Annotated in this window: 15 protein-coding genes and 1 tRNA gene; 4 read left to right on the top strand and 12 right to left on the bottom strand. The window is 65.7% G+C overall.

Annotated features, from left to right (window positions below):
• Window positions 1–29 precede the first annotated feature (29 nt).
• From proB to rplU, 5 genes are all read right to left on the bottom strand, one after another.
• Window positions 30–1,160 carry a glutamate 5-kinase gene (gene proB, locus MA09_RS11725; RefSeq protein ID WP_036248457.1) on the bottom strand — a complete coding sequence of 377 codons (1,131 nt, stop codon included), beginning with the start codon at window positions 1,158–1,160 and terminating at the stop codon, window positions 30–32.
• Entirely contained in the window at window positions 1,157–1,567 is a 411-nt protein-coding gene (locus MA09_RS11720; protein ID WP_036248455.1) for a hypothetical protein, read from the bottom strand. Before MA09_RS11720 ends, proB begins: the two co-directional genes overlap by 4 nt.
• 1 nt (window position 1,568) lies before the next feature.
• The gene (cgtA, locus tag MA09_RS11715) at window positions 1,569–2,681 is read right to left on the bottom strand and encodes an Obg family GTPase CgtA (RefSeq protein ID WP_036248453.1); all 1,113 of its coding nucleotides are present in this window, start codon (window positions 2,679–2,681) and stop codon (window positions 1,569–1,571) included.
• A 110-nt stretch (window positions 2,682–2,791) separates the two neighbouring features.
• Window positions 2,792–3,064 (bottom strand): 50S ribosomal protein L27, encoded by a 273-nt coding sequence (gene rpmA, locus MA09_RS11710; protein ID WP_036248451.1) that lies wholly within the window; start codon window positions 3,062–3,064, stop codon window positions 2,792–2,794.
• A 43-nt stretch (window positions 3,065–3,107) separates the two neighbouring features.
• Window positions 3,108–3,419, bottom strand: coding sequence for a 50S ribosomal protein L21 (gene rplU / locus MA09_RS11705; protein WP_027865917.1), 312 nt, complete (start codon window positions 3,417–3,419; stop codon window positions 3,108–3,110).
• 294 nt (window positions 3,420–3,713) lie between these two features.
• On the opposite strand from rplU, the gene ispB reads away from it, so the two are divergent.
• The 4 genes from ispB (at window position 3,714) to MA09_RS11685 (ending at window position 7,648) form a co-directional block, all read left to right on the top strand.
• Window positions 3,714–4,700 (top strand): octaprenyl diphosphate synthase, encoded by a 987-nt coding sequence (ispB, locus tag MA09_RS11700; RefSeq protein WP_036248449.1) that lies wholly within the window; start codon window positions 3,714–3,716, stop codon window positions 4,698–4,700.
• A 52-nt stretch (window positions 4,701–4,752) separates the two neighbouring features.
• Window positions 4,753–4,829: transfer RNA gene (locus MA09_RS11695), tRNA-Pro, on the top strand.
• A 368-nt stretch (window positions 4,830–5,197) separates the two neighbouring features.
• Window positions 5,198–6,793 carry a methyl-accepting chemotaxis protein gene (locus MA09_RS11690; RefSeq protein WP_036248448.1) on the top strand — a complete coding sequence of 532 codons (1,596 nt, stop codon included), beginning with the start codon at window positions 5,198–5,200 and terminating at the stop codon, window positions 6,791–6,793.
• 138 nt (window positions 6,794–6,931) lie between these two features.
• Window positions 6,932–7,648 carry a dienelactone hydrolase family protein gene (locus MA09_RS11685; RefSeq protein ID WP_036248445.1) on the top strand — a complete coding sequence of 239 codons (717 nt, stop codon included), beginning with the start codon at window positions 6,932–6,934 and terminating at the stop codon, window positions 7,646–7,648.
• On the opposite strand, the gene MA09_RS11680 is transcribed toward MA09_RS11685, so the two are convergent.
• The 7 genes from MA09_RS11680 to MA09_RS11650 form a co-directional block, all read right to left on the bottom strand.
• Entirely contained in the window at window positions 7,645–10,323 is a 2,679-nt protein-coding gene (locus tag MA09_RS11680) for a nitrate reductase (protein WP_036248442.1), read from the bottom strand. The two genes, MA09_RS11685 and MA09_RS11680, sit on opposite strands and share 4 nt — an antisense overlap.
• The gene (locus MA09_RS11675; RefSeq protein ID WP_051933385.1) at window positions 10,323–11,546 is read right to left on the bottom strand and encodes an NAD(P)/FAD-dependent oxidoreductase; all 1,224 of its coding nucleotides are present in this window, start codon (window positions 11,544–11,546) and stop codon (window positions 10,323–10,325) included. Before MA09_RS11675 ends, MA09_RS11680 begins: the two co-directional genes overlap by 1 nt.
• Window positions 11,531–11,878: a nitrite reductase small subunit NirD gene (gene nirD / locus MA09_RS11670; protein WP_036248439.1), complete on the bottom strand. Its 348-nt coding sequence runs from the start codon at window positions 11,876–11,878 to the stop codon at window positions 11,531–11,533. Before nirD ends, MA09_RS11675 begins: the two co-directional genes overlap by 16 nt.
• Window positions 11,879–11,898: 20 nt before the next feature.
• The gene (gene nirB, locus MA09_RS11665) at window positions 11,899–14,433 is read right to left on the bottom strand and encodes a nitrite reductase large subunit NirB (RefSeq protein ID WP_036248437.1); all 2,535 of its coding nucleotides are present in this window, start codon (window positions 14,431–14,433) and stop codon (window positions 11,899–11,901) included.
• Window positions 14,434–14,444: 11 nt separating this feature from the next.
• A complete protein-coding gene (locus MA09_RS11660) occupies window positions 14,445–15,758 on the bottom strand; it encodes an MFS transporter (RefSeq protein ID WP_036248435.1) in 1,314 nt (437 codons plus the stop codon).
• 280 nt (window positions 15,759–16,038) lie between these two features.
• Window positions 16,039–17,226, bottom strand: coding sequence for a CmpA/NrtA family ABC transporter substrate-binding protein (locus MA09_RS11655; protein ID WP_036248433.1), 1,188 nt, complete (start codon window positions 17,224–17,226; stop codon window positions 16,039–16,041).
• Window positions 17,227–17,251: 25 nt separating this feature from the next.
• The gene (locus tag MA09_RS11650; RefSeq protein WP_051933384.1) at window positions 17,252–17,908 is read right to left on the bottom strand and encodes an ANTAR domain-containing response regulator; all 657 of its coding nucleotides are present in this window, start codon (window positions 17,906–17,908) and stop codon (window positions 17,252–17,254) included.
• Window positions 17,909–18,497 lie beyond the last annotated feature (589 nt).

Genomic DNA, 18,497 nt, shown 5'->3' with positions numbered 1-18,497 from the left:
TGATCTAGTCCACCGGACTAGATCCCCCCCTACAGCAACACGAGATTGTCGCGGTGGACCAGTTCCGGCCCCTCGACATAACCCAGGATGCGCTCGATCTCGGCCGACGAATGGCGCATGATGCGCCGCACTTCGCTGCTGGTGTAGTTGGTCAGCCCGCGCGCCAGCGGCTTGCCCGCCTCGTCGATGCAGGTAATCACCTGCCCGCGCCCGAACTCGCCGCGCACCGCGACCACCCCGATCGGCAGCAGCGATTTCCCCTCGTTGGTCAGCTTCTGCACCGCACCCGCATCGATCACGACTTCGCCGGTGGTATGGAGGTGGTCGATCATCCACTGGCGGCGCGCGGTCAGGCGGCCGGTTGCCGCCGTGAGCTGGGTGCCGATGGCCTCGCCGGCTGCCAGGCGGCCCAGGACGTTCTCTTCGCGGCCCCAGGCGATGATGGTGTGGGCGCCCGAGCGCGCCGCGCGCTTGGCGGCGAGCACCTTGGTCAGCATGCCGCCGCGCCCGATGCTGGAGCCGGCGCCGCCGGCCATCGCTTCCAGTGCCGGGTCGCCCGCCTGGGCTTCCTGGATCAGTTGCGCATTCGGATCCTTGCGCGGATCGCTCGAATACAGGCCGCGCTGGTCGGTCAAAATTACCAGCGCGTCGGCTTCGATCAAATTGGCCACCAAGGCGCCGAGCGTGTCATTGTCGCCGAACTTGATCTCGTCGGTGACGACCGTATCGTTCTCGTTGATGATCGGGACCACGCCCAGGCGCAGCAGGGTGGTGAGCGTCGAACGCGCGTTCAGGTAGCGCTCGCGGTCGGCCAGGTCGGCGTGGGTCAGCAGCACCTGGGCTGTGCCGATGCCGTGGGTACGGAAACTGGTCTCGTAGATCTGCGCCAGGCCCATCTGGCCCACGGCGGCGCAGGCCTGCAGTTCATGGATGTCGGTCGGCCGTGCCGCGAAGCCCAGGCGCAGCATGCCTTCGGCGATTGCGCCGGACGACACGAGCACGACTTCCTTGCCGAGGCCGCGCAGTGCGGCGATCTGGGCCGCCCAGCGGGCGATAGCGGTGTGGTCCAGGCCCCTGCCCTCGTCCGTGACGAGCGAGGAACCGACCTTGACGATGATGCGGGAAGCTTGCTGGAGCGTGGAGTGGGCAAGTGAGTTCATGGTGACAGGAATTTTCCTCGCGGCCGTAAGGCCAGCAGGGAAAGTCCTGCCAACAACTCGACCGCGCAGACTGCTAATAATACCCCCTTCGGCAGCCCGATCGCGAAAGCGGCGACGAGACGCCCGGCCGGCTGGGCCAGGAGGAACAATGCGGTGAGGTCGACGAGGAGGGGCTGGTCGCCCTGTCTCGATGCCAGCAGCGCCAGCATCGCGGTAGCGAGGCGCATGCCCACGTAGATGGCGTAGAACTGGCTGTAGCCGTTCACGCCGACCAGAAAAATGCCCATCGCCGACGCGATACGGTCGGGATCGAGCATGGCCGCCAGTGCCGCCAGCGAACTGGCGGTGGCGAGGATTTGCAGCAGCTGGCTGCGCAGCCAGCTGCGGTTCAGCACAGCTGCACTCAACTTAGTCTTCGATGATCTTGAAACGCGGATCGTCCGGGTCAATCGAATGGATGCCGCGAGCTTCCTCGGTCATCGCGGTTTCTTCGGCCCGCTGCTCGGTCGTGCGCTTCTCTTCCAGGTGCAGGTAGATGGCGTTGACCAGGTCCTGGCAGCCTTCGCGGTTCAATGCCGAGATCTCGAACACGGGGCCCTTCCAGGCCATGCGCTTGACGAAATCCTTGACGATCTTCTTGCGCTCGGCCTCGTCCACCACGTCGAGCTTGTTCAGCACCAGCCAGCGCGGCTTGTTGAGCAGCTCTTCGTCGTATTTTTCGAGTTCCTTGACCAGGGCCTTGGCTTCCTTGACCGGATCGACCTTGCTGTCGAAGCCCGACAGGTCGACGATGTGCAGCAGCAGGCCGGTACGCGCCAGGTGGCGCAGGAACTGGTGGCCCAGGCCCGCGCCTTCGGCCGCGCCCTCGATCAGGCCCGGGATGTCGGCGATGACAAAACTCTTCTCGTGCGACACGCGCACCACGCCCAGGTTCGGGTGCAGGGTGGTGAACGGGTAATCGGCGATCTTCGGGCGCGCATTCGACACGGCGGTAATAAAAGTGGACTTGCCGGCGTTCGGCATGCCCAAGAGGCCCACGTCGGCCAGCACCTTCAGTTCCAGGCGCAGGGTGCGGCGCTCGCCCGCCTTGCCCTCGGTCTTCTGGCGCGGCGCGCGGTTGGTCGAGGTCTTGAAGTGGATGTTGCCCCAGCCGCCCTCGCCGCCCTTGGCCAGCAGTTCGGTCTGGCCGTGCTCGGTCAGGTCGGCGATGATCTCGCCGTTGACGTCGTCGATGATCAGGGTGCCCACCGGCATGCGCAGGTAGACGTCCTCGGCGCCCTTGCCGTAGCAGTCCGAGCCGCGGCCCGGTTCGCCGTTGCGGGCGTGGTGGGTCTTCGAGTAGCGGAAGTCCACCAGGGTGTTGATGTTACGGTCGGCCACCACGTAGATCGAGCCGCCCTTGCCGCCGTCGCCGCCGTCCGGGCCGCCGAATGGGCGGAACTTCTCGCGGCGGAACGAGGCGCACCCGTTGCCGCCGTCGCCGGCGATGACTTCAATTCTTGCTTCGTCGATAAACTTCATGATGATGACCGATAAAAACTAAAAAGGCCCTACCTTGGGCAGAGCCTTTCGATGGAAGGCTTGCGCCTTACAAAGAGCGCCGCTCGAAGGCGGCGCGATGACCTAATGACTTAGGCTGCGACTGCTTCGCTAGCAACGACGGTCACGTACTGCTTCGAGCCGACGCCTTGCTTGACGAACTTGACGGTACCGTCGACCAGCGCGAACAGGGTGTGGTCCTTGCCGGTGCCGACGTTGGCGCCAGCGCGCACCGGGGTGCCGCGTTGACGGATGATGATGCCGCCGGCGTTGATCGCCTGGCCGCCGTAGACTTTCACGCCAAGGCGTTTGCTTTCTGAGTCACGGCCGTTGCGGGTAGTACCGCCACCTTTTTTGTGTGCCATTTATTTGCTCCTTGATGAATGAACTTGGTGAATCAGACGGCGATTAGCCGTTGATCGACACCACCTGGATTTCGGTGAAGTTCTGGCGATGGCCCTGACGCTTCTGGTAGTGCTTACGACGGCGCATCTTGAAGATGCGGACCTTGTCGTGGCGACCGTGGGAAACAACTTTCACCAGGACCGAGGCACCTTCGACCAGCGGAGCACCAAACTTGATGCTGTCGCCCGCGCCGAGCGCGAGAACTTGATCGATGGTGAGTTCGGAACCAATGTCAGCAGGTATCTGTTCTACTTTGAGTTTTTCGCCAGCGACAACTTTGTATTGCTTGCCACCGGTTTTTATGACCGCGTACATGATTGAAACCTCATCAAATGTTTAAAAGATTCCCACCGGCGTCGAGACGCTGAACTGTTAGGAAGCCGGGGAACAGGCGATTATACATAACTCGCTGCAGCGCGTCAAAAGACCTTGACGATTTCGGCGGGACGTGTTGCTCGCTTAACGCAATGCCAAGCCTCGGGCGACACGCGGCCTGGCCACTTCGGCTCGCCAGGGAGTCCCAGGGAGTCATCAGTGGGACGCTCTCCCCTTGCATGTCGTATAATCGCCGCACTTAACCGAATACTCACTGTTTATTGCAGGTTCGCCTTGTCAGCCGCTACCCAACACGCCCAGAACAACATCGCCCAATCGATCGCCACCGACATGGAGGCCGTGAACGCGGTGATCCGACAGCGGCTGCACTCGGAAGTGAGCCTGGTGAACCAGATCGCCGAGTACATCATCAGCGCGGGCGGCAAGCGGATCCGGCCGGTGCTGGTGCTGCTGCTGGCCAATGCCTATAACTACAAGGGTACCGCCCACCACGAATTGGCGGCGGTGGTCGAATTCATCCACACCGCGACGCTGCTGCACGACGACGTGGTCGACGAATCCTCGATGCGCCGCGGCCGCCAGACCGCCAATGCCCTGTTCGGCAACGCCGCCTCGGTGCTGGTCGGCGACTTTTTATATTCGCGCTCGTTCCAGATGATGGTCAGCCTCGACGACATGCGCGTGATGCGCATCCTGTCCGACGCCACCAACGTGATCGCCGAAGGCGAAGTGCTGCAACTGCTGAACATGCACGACCCGGACGTCACGCATGAAAGCTACCTGAAAGTGATCCGCTCCAAGACCGCCAAGCTGTTCGAGGCGGCCGCCGAGCTGGGCGCGCTGGTGGGTGGCGCCAGCGACGAGCAGATCGCCGCGGCCGGCGAATACGGCCGCTCGCTCGGCACGGCGTTCCAGCTGATCGACGATGTGCTGGACTACGCCGGCGACGCCGCCGAGATCGGCAAGAACCTGGGCGATGATTTGCGCGAAGGCAAGCCTACCCTGCCGCTGATCTGGCTGATGGAAAACGGCACCGAACAACAGCGCCAGCTGGTGCGCAGCTGCATCGAGCACGGCGACGAAGAACAGTTCGAGGCGGTGCTGGCCGCCGTGACCTCGAGCGGCGCACTGGACTACACCCGCCAGCAAGCGGAACAGGCTGCCAGGCGCGCGGCCGAGGCGATATCAAGCCTGCCGGAGAGCGTCTACAAGGCAAGCCTGCAGCAGCTCTGCAGTTTCGCTGTTGACAGGAACCATTGAGCCGACTATAGTAATGCCTTCCCGAGATTTCGGAAACGGAATCTCAAACAGTCGGGGTGTAGCTTAGCCCGGTAGAGCGCTACGTTCGGGACGTAGAGGCCGGAGGTTCGAATCCTCTCACCCCGACCACGAATTCAAGAACAGCGAGTCCTCGACTCGCTGTTTTGCTTTGTGCCTTCCTGCGCCAGATCGGCAACCAGTCTCCCCTCATCAGTACGGCAAAAGCGCTTGCGTCTCCAGGGCCATCCGCCCTTCCCGCGCCGCCGATCTCTTCAACGCCCAATCGTCTTGCCATGCCCTGCAATTCCCAGGGCAGGCGCGCTGGCGCCATCGACACCGCTCGCACCGGCAGGGGCCATCCATTGGCCTGGGTGTTGCCGCTCCGCACCAAGTCGGTACGTATTTTCCACATTGAAATTATTTTTTGCTTTCAGAAAGATAGAATGCCGCTCATTTGAGTCGACCAAGAGGAGCAGCTGGTGAATTGGATTGTGAACATGAATATCGGCAGGCGCCTCGGCGTCGGATTTGCGCTGATTCTGGCGATGGCAACGGCTTGTGCCGGCTTCAGCCTATGGCGCCTGAGTATGGTCGCCGCATCGACGGAGGCGATGGCACTACCGTTGAAGAAAGAACGCATGATTGTGGAGTGGAATAAACAAGTGTTCGGGGCGATCCGCCGCACGACAGCCATCATCAAGAGCAGTGACGACAGCCTCAAGACCTTTTTTAAGGACGATGCGGCAACAACCAGCGGCAGGTCAACCGAGCTCATCAATATGATCAAGCCCCTGCTGGACACCCCTGCGGAACAGTCGCTGTACCAAAAGATCGTCGACCAGCGCAAGGTCTACAAGGATGCGACCACCGCTGCGGAGATGGCCAAGGCCGAGGGGCAACATGAAGCAGCCTTAAAGCTGATCAATGATGTCTATTTGCCGGCGGCAAAAACCTATCAGGACCTGCTCGACCAACTGGTCGTCATGCAGCACCGGAACATGGATGCCCAGGGCGCCGCCATCCAGGAAATTCAGGTGCAGACCAGGAACTTGGTCATCCTGTTCGCAGGCGTCATCGTCATCGTCGGTTTTGTCATGGCGTGGCTGCTTACCCGCAGCATTGTCGCGCCGATCCGCCAAGCCGTCACCGTGGCCGAGACCGTCGCCAGCGGCGACCTGACGCACCGCTTCGACGCGCGTACCAAGGACGAAACCGGCGCCCTGCTGCGCGCGCTGCGTCACATGAACGACAGTCTGACGCGCATCGTTGGCGAAGTGCGCGGCGGTACCTCATCCATCCACCTCGCGGCCGCAGAAATTGCCGCCGGCAACCTTGACCTGTCCGCACGCACTGAACAGCAGGCAGCCTCGCTGGAGGAAACCGCAGCGTCGATGGCACATCTCACCGACACCGTGCGCCAGAACGCGAACAATGCGCGCCAGGCCAACGAGCTGTCCATCGCGGCATCGGGCGTGGCTTCGCAAGGCGGCCAGGTGGTCGCGCAGGTGGTCCAGACCATGGGTTCGATCGATGCGTCTTCAAGGAAAATCGTCGACATCATCGGCGTTATCGACAGCATCGCCTTCCAGACCAATATCCTGGCCCTGAATGCGGCGGTGGAGGCGGCACGTGCGGGCGAACAGGGGCGGGGCTTCGCTGTGGTCGCAAGCGAAGTACGTACGCTGGCTCAGCGCTCGGCCGCGGCCGCAAAGGAGATCAAAAGCCTCATCGACGATTCGGTCAGCAAGGTCGAGGCCGGCACCAGGCTGGTCGACCAAGCCGGAACCACCATGGAACAGGTGGTCAGTTCGATTCAGCGCGTCACCGACATCATGGCCGAGATCGCGTCCGCCAGCCAGGAGCAGACGTCCGGCATCGAGCAGGTAAATGGCGCGATCGGCCAAATGGATGCTGTGACCCAGCAGAACGCGGCCCTGGTGGAGGAAGCGGCGGCCGCGGCCGAATCCCTGCAGAGCCAGGCTGTCAAGCTCACCGAAGCCGTCGACCTGTTCAAGCTCGACCGACAAGCGGCGCTGCAGGTTGCCGCGCGTCCCTTACTGGGCCAGAATGAAGTACGCGTCGTGCAGGCCTGATATTCCATTGGCAGCACCTTGGGCGGCGCGGCGCCGGCTCTATACCCGCTATGATGGTGGACGCAGGACCGGACCGCCCGCGGTCCCTGCTGCGCCACCCGCGCACAATTCGGGCGCCACGGCTTCGAAAGGATCTTCATGACCGGACAAATCCAGGTGCAGACCACCGACGGCAGTTTCGCCTGTTACGTCGCCCGCCCTGCCGCGCCGGGCCAGTCTCCCACTGCGCCCGTCGTCATCATCATCCAGGAAATCTTCGGCGTGAATGCCGGCATCCGCAGCATCGCCGACGACTACGCGGCCAGGGGCTTCATCGCCGTCTGTCCCGACCTGTTCTGGCGCACTGAATCCGGCGTCTTCCTCGACGAATCGGTCGAGGGCGACTGGGGCAAGGCCTTTGCCCTGTACAAGGCCTATGACCGCGACAAGGGCGTGGACGACATCGCCCTGCTGATCAAGCAGGCGCGCAGCATGGAGGGGTCCAACGGCAAGGTCGGCGTCACCGGCTATTGCCTGGGTGGCCTGATGACCTTCCTGAGCGCGGCCCGCACTGACGGCGATGCCTTTGCCGCCTACTACGGCGGCGGCACCGACCAGTACCTCGACGAGGCCGACAGGATCCGCGCGCCCCTGCTCTACCACCTGGCCGGTGAGGACGAGTTCATCGACCGGGAAGCGCAGGCGAAGATCCGCTCGGCCCTGGAACAGAAGGACAACGTCGAGCTGTACGTCTATCCGGGCCGGAACCACGCTTTCGCCCGTCCCGGCGGCAACCACTACCACGACGCCGACGCGAAACTCGCCAACAGCCGCACCGACGCTTTCTTCGCGCGCACCCTGCGTCCGAGCGTCTAGAAAGGCTCCGCCAGCAGTTGGCGAATCTCGGGCAGGCAGGAGCCGCAGTTGCCGCCCGCCCGTACGCAGGCGGTGACGGCTGCGGCGTCTGCCAGGCCGTGCTCGCGGATGGCCTTGCGGATCGTGTTGCGCCCTACCCCGAAGCACGAGCACACGGTCGGACCGGGATCCGCTCCCTGCTGCGGGGCACGCCCGGCCAGCAATGTGGCGCGCTCCTTCGCCGACAGGACGTCCTGCGCAAACAGGCCGCCCAGCCAGGTCCGGGCCGGCAGGTCCGGACGACGCGACACGAACAGGCATGCCTGCAGGCGGCCTTCGACCAGCAGGGCGCAGCGCAGCATGCCCTCGGCCTTGTCCTCGTATTCGATCCAGTCCGCTTCCTCGTCCGCCCCCAACAGCGTACGTGCCCAGTCCGGCGCAACCGGCTCGCGGCCGCCGAGTTCGTAGCGCTTGAAACCTGCCCCGCGTATGCGCGTCCAGTTGGCGACCCGTTCCAGGTCCAGCTCCTCCCTGCTCAGGATGAAGCCATGCCAGGCCACGCCGAAGGGTTCGACGCGCACCGGGGTGTGCTTGAATTCCGGTTCGCCCGACACCGGGTCGACTTCCGGGTTGACCACGGCGCCGACGCGCGCATCCGAGGCGGTCTGGCCGTTCCAGTGGATCGGGATGAAGGCGGCGCCGCGCGCGATGCCGCCGCTGTGCGCCACCCGCGCCACCATCGCGCCCCAGCGGCTTGTGACGCGCGCCAGTTCGCCCTCGCGCACGCCGCTCGTCAAGGCGTCGTGCGGGTGCAGGTCGACGAAAGGTTCGGGCGAATGGCTGGCCAGGCGCGGCGACTTGCCGGTGCGGGTCATGGTATGCCACTGGTCGCGCAGCCGGCCGGTGTTCAGCGCCAGCGGAAATTCGCCGTCGGTAGCGTGGGCAGGCAGCCGTGGCGGCGTCGCGACGAAGCGCCCCCTGCCGTCGGGATGCGAAAAACGGGCATCGGCAAACAGGCGCATCGATCCTTCGCCGCCGCGCAGGACGGGCCACTGCACGGGTTCGAGCGCATCGTAGGCGGCGCGGTCCATGCCGGCCAGGCCGTCGATCCGGAATGCGCGCGGCAACTCCTCTTCCGAATTACGCCACACCGACAGCCGTGCATGTTCGTCGAAGATTTCGTGTACGCCCGCGTAATCGAAGCCGCGGAAACCCATGCGCTGCGCGACCTGGCAGATTGCCTGCCAGTCGCTTCTCGCCTCGCCCGGCCTTGGGAGGAAGCCGCGCTGGCGCGAGATGCAGCGCTCGGAATTGGTGACCGTGCCATCCTTCTCGCCCCAGCCCAGAGCCGGCAGCAGCACGTGCCCCAGCCTGGCCGTGTCGGTGTCGCCGCTCATGTCCGACACCACGACCAGCCCGCAGCGCGCCAGGGCGCGCTTGACCTGGTCGGCGTCGGGCAGGCTCACCACCGGATTGGTCGCCATGATCCACACGGCCTTGACCTGGCCAGATTCGATGGCGCGGAACAGCTCGACCGCTTTCAAGCCCGGCTTCTCGGCAATCCGTGGCGCATCCCAGAAGCTGCGCACGGCTTCGCGGTGGGCCGGCTTGTCCAGGTCGAGATGGCTGGCCAGCATGTTGGCCAGGCCGCCCACTTCACGGCCGCCCATCGCGTTCGGCTGGCCGGTCAGCGAGAACGGTCCCATGCCCGGCTTGCCGATCCGGCCGGTGAGCAGGTGGCAGTTGATGATGCTGTTGACCTTGTCCGTGCCGCTGGAGGACTGGTTGACGCCCTGCGAGAAGGCGGTGACCACCTTGCCGGTCGCAGCGAACATTTCGTAGAACTCGAGGAGCAGGCGTGGGTCGACGCCGCAGGTGCGCGCCACGAACTCGATTCCGGCACAGGCATCGGCTTCGGCCAGGGCAGCGTCGAGGCCGGCGGTATGGGCGGCAACGAAAGCGTCGTCGGCCGCGCCGCTGCGCGCCAGGTAGCTGAGCAGGCCGTTGAACAGCCACACGTCGGTGCCGGCCTTGACCGGCAGGTGCAGGTCGGCCAGTTCGCAGGTCGCGGTGCGGCGCGGATCGATGGCGACGATGCGCAGGTTTGGGCGCGCCTCCTTCGCCTTGGTGATGCGCTGGAACAGGGTCGGGTGGCACCAGGCGGTGTTGGAGCCGACCAGCACGACCAGGTCGGCCAGTTCGAAGTCTTCGTAGCAGCCGGACACCAGGTCTTCGCCGAAGGCGCGCTTGTGCCCCGCCACGGCGGACGACATGCACAGGCGCGAATTGGTGTCGATGTTGGCGCTGCCCACAAAGCCTTTCATGAACTTGTTGGCGACGTAGTAATCCTCGGTGAGCAACTGGCCGGAGACGTACATGGCCACGGCGTCCGGGCCGTGCTCGGCGATGATGGAAGCGAACGCGGAGGCGATCTTGCCGATCGCCTCCTCCCAGCTGGCGCTGCGCAGCTTGCCGTGTTCGCGAATGGCAGGGGCCAGCAGGCGACCGTCCAGGCCGAGCGTCTCGCCCAGCGCCGAACCCTTCACGCACAGGCGGCCGCGGCTCGCCATGTGCTCCGGGTCGCCCTCGATCAGGGCGCCGTCCGCCATCGGGGTGGCCTTGATGCCGCAGCCAACGCCGCAGTACGGGCAGGTGGTGCGGACCGCACTAGCGATCGGAATCAATGGTGCACCCATCAGGCGGCCTCGCACAGGCTGGGGCCGAACAGCAGCCGGTCGCGGATCGACGAGATGTCGGTGCCGCGTTGGATCAGGTCGAAGTACCAGGGACCGTCGGCCACGTCGCCGTACAGCACCGCCCCGGTGACGCGGCTGCCCGCCAGCACCAGGCGCTTGTACACGCCGGCATGGCGGTCGCGCAGCACCAGGTCTTCGCTGCCGTCCAGGCCGACGATGTCGCCGGCCGAGTACAGGTCGATGCCGGTCACCTTCAGCTTGGTGGCGGTGGCCTGCTGCACGTAGCGGCGGTGCCCGAGCCCGGCCAGGTGGGCCGCGCACACGCGCGCCTGGTCCCAGATCGGCGCCACCAGGCCGAAGGTGGCCTTGCGGTGCTGGACGCACTCGCCCACGGCATACACGCGCGGGTCGTAGGTCTGCAGGGTGTCGTCGACCACGATGGCGCGCTCGACATGCAGGCCTGCTTCCTTCGCCAGCGCCACGTTCGGACGCACGCCCGCGGCCATCACCACCAGGTCGGCGGGCACTTCGAGGCCGTCGGCGAAGCGCACCGCTTCCACCTTCCCTTCGCCCAGGATCGCCTGGGTCTGCGCGCCGAGCAGGATGCGCAGGCCGCGCCGCTCCAGCGCCAGCTTCAGCAGCAGTGCAGCCTGCGGGTCGAGCTGCTGGTTCATCAGGCTGCCGGTCAGGTGCACGACGGTGACGGCCATGCCCTGGCGCAGCAGGCCGTTGGCCGCTTCCAGGCCGAGCAGGCCGCCGCCGATCACGACCGCATTGCCGCCGCGCCGGGCAGCGGCCAGCATCACGTCGACGTCGTCCAGGTCGCGAAAGCCCACCACGCCCGCGAGCTGGGCGCCCGGCACCGGCACGATGAAGGGGCTGGAACCGGTCGCCAGCAGCAGGCGGTCGTAGGCCACTTCCAGGCCCGAGCGGGCACGCACGGTGCGGCGCGAACGGTCGATCGCCACCACCGGGTCGCCGGCGTGCAGTACGATGCCGTTCTCCACATACCATTCGCGGGTGTGCAGGACGATATCGTCGGCCTTCTTCTCGCCTGCCAGCACCGGCGAGAGCATGATCCGGTTGTAGTTGACGCGCGGCTCGGCGCCGAACACGGTGATGTCGTACATGGCGGCGTCGAGCTTGAGCAGCTCTTCGACGGTGCGCATGCCGGCCATGCCGTTGCCGACGACGACCAGCTTCTGTTTTACGGTGCGATCCATACCTTGCCTCCTTCCACGCGGGCCGGGTAGCTGGCCACCGAGTGTTCGGGCGCTTCCAGGCACTCGCCGCTGTGGAGGTCGAAATGCTGCTTGTAGATGGGCGAGGCGACGACGATGCGCTCGCCGATGCTGCCGACCAGGCCGCGCGACAGCACGGCGGCCTGCGCGTTCGGATCGAAGTTATCGATGGCGAAGACGCGCGGTTCCTGGCTGCCGACGCGGAACACCGCCACCTGGCGGCCGTCCAGCAGTGCGCAAACGCCGGTGTCCGGGACGATGTCGTCCAGCAGGCAGACGGCGGTCCAGTTTTGCAGTTGCAGATCTCGGTGCATGGCTTACTCCTGAATGATGGTCAGGCCGCGCTGGCGGCGATCGGGATGACGCGGCCGCGCCGTTCCTCGGGATTGGCCGGGCGAATCTGGCCGCGCTCCGGCACGAACACGACATTGCTGTCGACCGCCTCGCTGTTGACGAAGTGGCGGAAGCGGCGCCGCACTTCCGGATTGGTGACGGCTTCCTTCCATTCGCAGGCATAGGTGTCGACCACGTGCTGCATCTGCGCTTCCAGCTCAAGCGCAATGCCCAGCTTGTCCTCGACCACGACCTGCTTCAGGTAGTCCAGGCCGCCCTCGAGGTTCTCGCGCCACACGCTGGTGCGCTGCAGGCGGCCCGCAGTGCGCACGTAGAACATCAGGAAGCGGTCGACCAGTCTAACGACGGTCGCGTCGTCGATACCGGACGCGATCAGCTCCGCATGGCGCGGCTTCATGCCGCCGTTGCCGCAGACGTAGAGATTCCAGCCCTTCTCGGTGGCGATCAGGCCGACATCCTTGCCCTGGGCCTCGGCGCACTCGCGGGTACAGCCGGAAACGCCGAACTTGATCTTGTGCGGCGCACGCAGGCCCTTGTAGCGGTTCTCGAGCGCGATGGCGAAGGCCAGGCTGTCGCCGACGCCGTAGCGGCACCAGGTCGAGCCGACGCAGGATTTCACCGTGCGCAGCGACTTGCCGTAGGCGTGACCGGATTCGAATCCCGCCGCGATCAGTTCTTCCCAGATGTTGGGCAGCTGCTCCAGGCGCGCGCCGAACAGGTCGACACGCTGGCCGCCGGTGATCTTCGTGTACAGGCCATACTTCTTGGCCACCTGCCCCACCGCGATCAGGCCGTCCGCCGTCACTTCGCCGCCGGGCATGCGCGGCACCACCGAATAGGTCCCGTCCTTCTGGATGTTGCCAAGGAAGTAGTCGTTCGAGTCCTGCAGACTGGCGTGTTCCGGCTTGAGCACGAAGTCGTTCCAGGCCGAGGCAAGGATGTTGGCCACCACCGGCTTGCAGACGTCGCAGCCCAAGCCTTTGCCGTGGCGGGCGATCAGCTCGCCGAAGCTGCGGATGCCTTCCACGCGCACGATGTGGTAGAGCTCCTGGCGCGAGCAGGCGAAGTGCTCGCACAGGTGATCCTTCACTTCCACGCCCAGGCGGGCCAGCTCGGCATTCATCACCTGGGTCATCAGGGGCACGCAGCCGCCGCAGGCGGTGCCGGCTTTCGTACAGCTCTTCAGCGCACCGACGGTAGCGGCGCCGCCCGCTACCGCTTCGCACAGCGCGCCTTTGGAGACGTCGTTGCAGGAGCAGATCTGGGCGCCGGCCGGGAGGGCCGCCACGCCCAGGGCCGGACGCGCCGCGCCCTCCAGCTGGGGCAAGATCAGGACTTCGGGCGAGGCCGGCAGTTCCATCCGGTTCAGCATCATTTGCAGCAGCTCGCCATACGAAGCGGCATCGCCCACCAGCACGGCGCCGAGCAGGTATTTGCCGCAATCGGAGGTGACGATCTTGCGGTAGACCTGCTTGCGCTCGTCCAGGAACTGGTAGCTGCGGGCGCCATTCGTCGCGCCATGGGCGTCGCCGATGCTGGCCACGTCCACGCCCATCAGCTTCAGCTTGGTGCTCATGTCGGCGCCACTGAACGCCGCGTCCAGGCCGAGGATGTGCTTGGCCGCGGTGCGCGCCATGTCGTAGCCCGGCGCCACCAGGCCGAACATCTGGCCGGCCCAACATGCGCATTCGCCGATGGCATAGATGTGCGGGTCGGAGCTCAAGCAGCGGTCGTCGATGACGATGCCGCCGCGCTGGCCGAGCGCCAGGCCGCCATGGCGGGCCAGCTCGTCGCGCGGACGGATGCCGGCCGAGAACACGATCATGTCGGCATCGAGAATGCTGCCGTCCGCGAACTGCATGCGGTGGGTGCCCGCTTCGCCGTCGACGATGGCAAGCGTATTCTTCTGGGTGTGCACCTGCACGCCCAGTTCTTCGATCTTGTTGCGCAGCACGCGCGCACCGTGATCGTCGACCTGCACCGCCATCAGGCGCGGCGCGAATTCGACCACATGGGTCTGCAGGCCGAGGTCGCGCAGCGCCTTGGCGCACTCCAGGCCGAGCAGGCCGCCACCCACGACCACACCGGTACGCGAACGCGCGCCGCACTCGCTCATCGCTTCCAGGTCTTCGATGGTGCGGTAGACGAAGCAGTCCTTGCGGTCCGCGCCGGGCACCGGCGGCACGAAAGGAGTGGAACCGGTTGCCAGCACCAGCTTGTCATAGCTGAGCGCTTCCCCGTCTGCGAGCATGACCTGGCGTGCCTCGCGGTCGATACCGACCACGCGGGTGCCGAGACGCAGGCACAGTTGCTCGTTATCGAAAAAGCCGGGCGCCACCAGCGACAGGTCCTGGGCGCTTTTCCCGGCGAAGAATTCGGACAGGTGGACCCGGTCGTAGGCGGGACGCGGTTCTTCCCCAAGGATAGTCACGCGCAGGTTCGGGTCCCCGCTGGCTGCGAGGGTTTCGACGAATTTGTGGCCCACCATGCCGTGGCCGACGACGACGATATGCATTCTTCTACTCCTTATGCTGCGGAGACTGCCGGCGCGGCCGGGCTGGCCTCGCTGGCTGCCAGGCTGAAACGGGCGGCGATGGCGCACAGGCTCGAGGCCAGCACCAGCACGCTGAGGATGGTCAGGGTCTGGGAGATGTCGCCCGTGCCCTTCATGAGGAAGCCGGCCGCCACCGCGCCGACGTTGCCGCCGGCGCCGACGATGCCGGCCACGCCCCCCAGCGCCTTCGGCGCCACGAAAGGCACCAGCGCATAGGTGGCGCCGCAGGCCATGTGGGTGAACAGGCCGAAGCACAGCATGGCGATCACGGCATAGACCACGCCCTCGGCCTGGGCGAACCACAGCAGGCCGAGGCCCTCGCCGATCATCAGGACGAACAGCACGGTGACGCGGCTGTTCAGGTTGCCGCCACGGGTGCTGCTTGCGCTGCGGTCGGACAGCCAGCCGCCCAGTGCCCGGGCGAACAGCGCCAGCAGGCCGAAGCTGCCGGCGGCCAGCCCGGCGGCGCCCAGGGACAAACCGAAGTGCTCCACGTAGTACACGGCGGCGATGTTGTGGATGAAGATCTCGATGCCGAAGCAGGCGCCGTAGGTGACGAACAGCAGCCAGGCGCGGTGGTTGCGGCAGGCGTCGCGGAAGCTCGCCCAGCCGCCCTTGCCGCCCGGGAGCGCTTCGCCGCGCGCACGCATCTCGTCGAAGTTGCCGGACGGGCAGTCCTGGGTATAGCGCCAGTAGAAGAAGGCCATCGCGATCATCATCAGGCCCGGCACCACCAGCGCCACGCGCCAGCTCAGGGCCTGCGAGACGCCGAGCATGGCGACGGCGGTGAGCATCAGCGGCATCACGGCCTGGGCGGCGCCGCCACCGCTGTTGCCCCAGCCTGCGGCGGCCGCGTTGGCGGTGCCCACCACCTTCGGGCCGAACATCACCGAGGTGTGGTACTGGGTGATGACGAAGCTGGCGCCGACCGCGCCGATCCCGAGACGGAACAGCAGGAAGCTTTCGTAGCTTTGCGCCATGGCCACGCCCAGCACCGGGATCGATCCGAGCAGCAGCAGTCCCGTATAGGTCTTGCGCGGGCCGAAGCGGTCGCACATGGGGCCGATGAGCAGCCGCACGAAGATCGTGATGGCGACGGCCGCGATGTTGATGTTGGCGATCTGCTCCATCGACAAACCGAATTCGCCCTTGATCACCGGCATGAGCGGTGCGCAGGCGAACCAGGCGAAGAAGCAGATGAAGAAGGCCACCCAGGTCAGGTGGAAGGCGCGCATCGGCGCCGTATCGAACGAGAAGAGCTTGATGCTGTCTGCTTTGTTGGCCATGTTTCTTCCTTGAGAAAACAAAACGGCGTCCGCGCTCCTGCTGTCGTAGCAGCGAGCTGCGGACGCCGTTGTCCTTTGCTTGCCGGCCCCTCGTTAGGCCGGCGACGAAATGAAGAGATGCGTGCAGAGGATCGCCATTGATCCTGTAAGGACATATGAGCAAGAGACGTGCCACGCACGCATCAGAGGGAGGCGCAGGGGGAGCGGGAACATGGGCGCTACATTGCGGTGCAACATGCCCGCAAATGATGCACGGGTTGGATCACCTCGGCGCACCGATTCAGGCAGCGCGCCGCAATGATGCGGCGAAGCTGGCCGGGTCCCTGCCGTCCCACACGCGACCGTCGAGCAGGGTCGACCTGCGCATGGGGCTGTCGGGAACGGCGACGCCCGCCATGGCCGCAGCGTCGCGGTACAGGTCGATGCGGTTCACCTCGCGCGCGATGGCGGCATAGGCCGGATCGGCACGCAGCAGGCCCCAGCGGCGCTGCTGGGTAAGGAACCACATGCCGTCCGACAGCCAGGGGAAGCTGGCTTCGCCGTCGTCGAAGAAGCGCAGGCCGTTGAGGCCGCGCCAGCCGCCGCTGCCGGTCCGGCTGCAGGTTCTGCTTCCAGCGCGGCCGGCCAGGCAGACCTGCAGCAGCTCCCTGCCCGCATTCACGTAAGCAGGGCTGGCCAGCACCTCGGCCGCGGCCTCGCGGCTAGTGCGCGAGGCGTCCAGCCAGCGCGCCGTGTCCAGCAGCGCGGCGATCATGGCGCGGCAGGTGTTCGGATGGCTTGCTGCGAAATCGGCGCTGGTGCCCAGCGCCTTGCCCGGATGATCGGGCCAGATCTCCTCGCTCGACACGGCCAGGGCGCCGACGCCATCGCGCACCGCCCGCTGGCCCCAGGGTTCGCCCACGCAGAAGCCGTCCATGTGGCCGGCCGCGAGGCCCGCCGCCATCTGGACCGGCGGCACGGTGACCACCTTGCAGTCCTCGAGAGGATCGATGCCTGCCGCGGCCAGCCAGTAATACAGGAACATCGCGTGGTTCCCGGTCGGGAAGGTGTGCCCGAAGGTGGGCCGCAGTTCGCCGGCGCGGACCAGCCGCGCCAGCGCTGCAGCATCGTGCGCCCTGGCGGTCAGGGCGCGCGACAGCGTGATGCCCTGGCCGTTGCGGTTCAGGTTCATCAGGACCGCCATCCGGCGGGCGCGCGTGCCGATGCCCATCTGCAGGCCGTAAAGCAGGCCGACCAGGACGTGGGCCGCGTCGAGGTCGCCGCCCACCAGCCGGTCGCGCATGCCGGTCCAGGACAGCTCGCGGCTCAGTTCGAATTTGACGCCGTACTTCTCGTCGAAGCCGAGCACGGATGCCATGACCACCGGCGCGCAGTCCGCCAGCGGCATGTAGCCGATCCGGACCGCTGTTCGTTCCGGTTTGTCGGAGCCGGCGACCCATGCGCCGCTTCCCTTCTCGATGCCTGCCATAGTGTCCCTGTTTCCCCTGCCGGTATCAGCCGAGCAGGTCTTCCACGTCGATGAGCCGCTGCGCGATCTCCGCCAGCTTCAGGTTCTTGTTCATGGCCATGCTGCGCAGGCGCTGGTAAGCCTGGTCCTCGGTGAGCTGGTAGCGCGTCATCAGGAGGCCCTTGGCCCGGTCGACGATCTTGCGTTCGGCCAGCTTCTGGCGCGTGCCCTGCAGCTCGTCGAGCAGTTTCTGCTCGCGCCGGAAGCGCGCCAGCGCCACGTCGAGCACCGGCTTGACGCGTTCGGCCTGCAGGCCGGCCACGATGTAGGCCGACACGCCCGCTTCCAGGGCGGCGTCCATGCTGGCGGGCGCGTCGTCTTCGGTAAACAGCACGATGGGACGGCGCGCGTCGCGGGTGGCGATCACGATGTGTTCGAGCACGTCACGCGCGTCCGACTCGCTGTCGACGATGATCATGTCGGGCTGCAGCTGGGCGATGCGCTCGGGCAGGAACACGTCGGCGGGGAGCGAAGCAATCAGGTCGTAGCCCGATTCGAGCAGCCCGATGCGCAGCGCGGCGCTGCGGCGGGCCTGCTCGGCGAGCGCCGCGTCGCGTTCCGCGCCCGGTGGCGTGGCGGGATTGACGACGACGATCCGCAGATGAGGTGACGGATGAGGAGGAATACAGCCTGTCGATTTCATGCCGGTACCACATGCAAGAAGCGGTCCAGCCTCGCGTTTCCCCGTTTCGCTACCTCAGCCATTCACAGTGGCGACGAAGAGACATTCGCAGTATAAATATCAGCCGTCCAGCTGATTCATCAATTATTCATGAAGCGTATCGATGGGATCACGAATCTAAAGTTTATTTATGGACCGCTCCTCTTTATACTGCAACGCAACATCGCAGTATTTACCAGGAGATTCCACCATGGCCGCAACCCGCCGCTTCTTCGCCAGCGCCCTCGCCGCAGTGCGCAGCTTCTCGATCGAACTCTATGCCGCGCACGGCGGCTGGGCTCCGGCAGTGCGGGGCTGAACATGGACATGCTCGACACCGTCCTGAGCGTCTGCGCCCTGACGGCGCTGGTCGTCCGCCTGGCCCTGTTCCTGCGTCCGGCGAAGCGCCCGGACAAGGCGGCCTGACACGCTGCGACGCAACAGCAGTATTTATATGGTTGCGCCGGCTGTACGTATGTACGTACGCCGGCGCTTTCTTTTTTAGCAGGCTCGTTCTCCGCATTCCCCGCACCGTGAAATGCTGAGCTAGAATGCAAGTCGCATTTTCTAG

The sequence above is a fragment of the Massilia sp. BSC265 genome, assembly GCF_000740675.1.
Taxonomy (GTDB): domain Bacteria; phylum Pseudomonadota; class Gammaproteobacteria; order Burkholderiales; family Burkholderiaceae_D; genus Telluria.
Note: the sequence above shows the minus strand (reverse complement) of the source record. Positions and strands in the feature narration are given on the sequence as shown.

Coding starts and splice junctions, on each gene's coding strand:
- rplU (WP_027865917.1), bottom strand. CDS start 3,419: ATGTACGCGGTCATAAAAACCGGTGGCAAGCAATACAAAGTTGTCGCT.
- MA09_RS11660 (WP_036248435.1), bottom strand. CDS start 15,758: ATGGCCAACAAAGCAGACAGCATCAAGCTCTTCTCGTTCGATACGGCG.
- MA09_RS11685 (WP_036248445.1), top strand. CDS start 6,932: ATGACCGGACAAATCCAGGTGCAGACCACCGACGGCAGTTTCGCCTGT.
- MA09_RS11690 (WP_036248448.1), top strand. CDS start 5,198: ATGAATATCGGCAGGCGCCTCGGCGTCGGATTTGCGCTGATTCTGGCG.
- nirD (WP_036248439.1), bottom strand. CDS start 11,878: ATGCACCGAGATCTGCAACTGCAAAACTGGACCGCCGTCTGCCTGCTG.
- nirB (WP_036248437.1), bottom strand. CDS start 14,433: ATGCATATCGTCGTCGTCGGCCACGGCATGGTGGGCCACAAATTCGTC.
- proB (WP_036248457.1), bottom strand. CDS start 1,160: ATGAACTCACTTGCCCACTCCACGCTCCAGCAAGCTTCCCGCATCATC.
- MA09_RS11655 (WP_036248433.1), bottom strand. CDS start 17,226: ATGGCAGGCATCGAGAAGGGAAGCGGCGCATGGGTCGCCGGCTCCGAC.
- cgtA (WP_036248453.1), bottom strand. CDS start 2,681: ATGAAGTTTATCGACGAAGCAAGAATTGAAGTCATCGCCGGCGACGGC.
- rpmA (WP_036248451.1), bottom strand. CDS start 3,064: ATGGCACACAAAAAAGGTGGCGGTACTACCCGCAACGGCCGTGACTCA.
- MA09_RS11680 (WP_036248442.1), bottom strand. CDS start 10,323: ATGGGTGCACCATTGATTCCGATCGCTAGTGCGGTCCGCACCACCTGC.
- MA09_RS11650 (WP_051933384.1), bottom strand. CDS start 17,908: ATGAAATCGACAGGCTGTATTCCTCCTCATCCGTCACCTCATCTGCGG.
- MA09_RS11675 (WP_051933385.1), bottom strand. CDS start 11,546: ATGGATCGCACCGTAAAACAGAAGCTGGTCGTCGTCGGCAACGGCATG.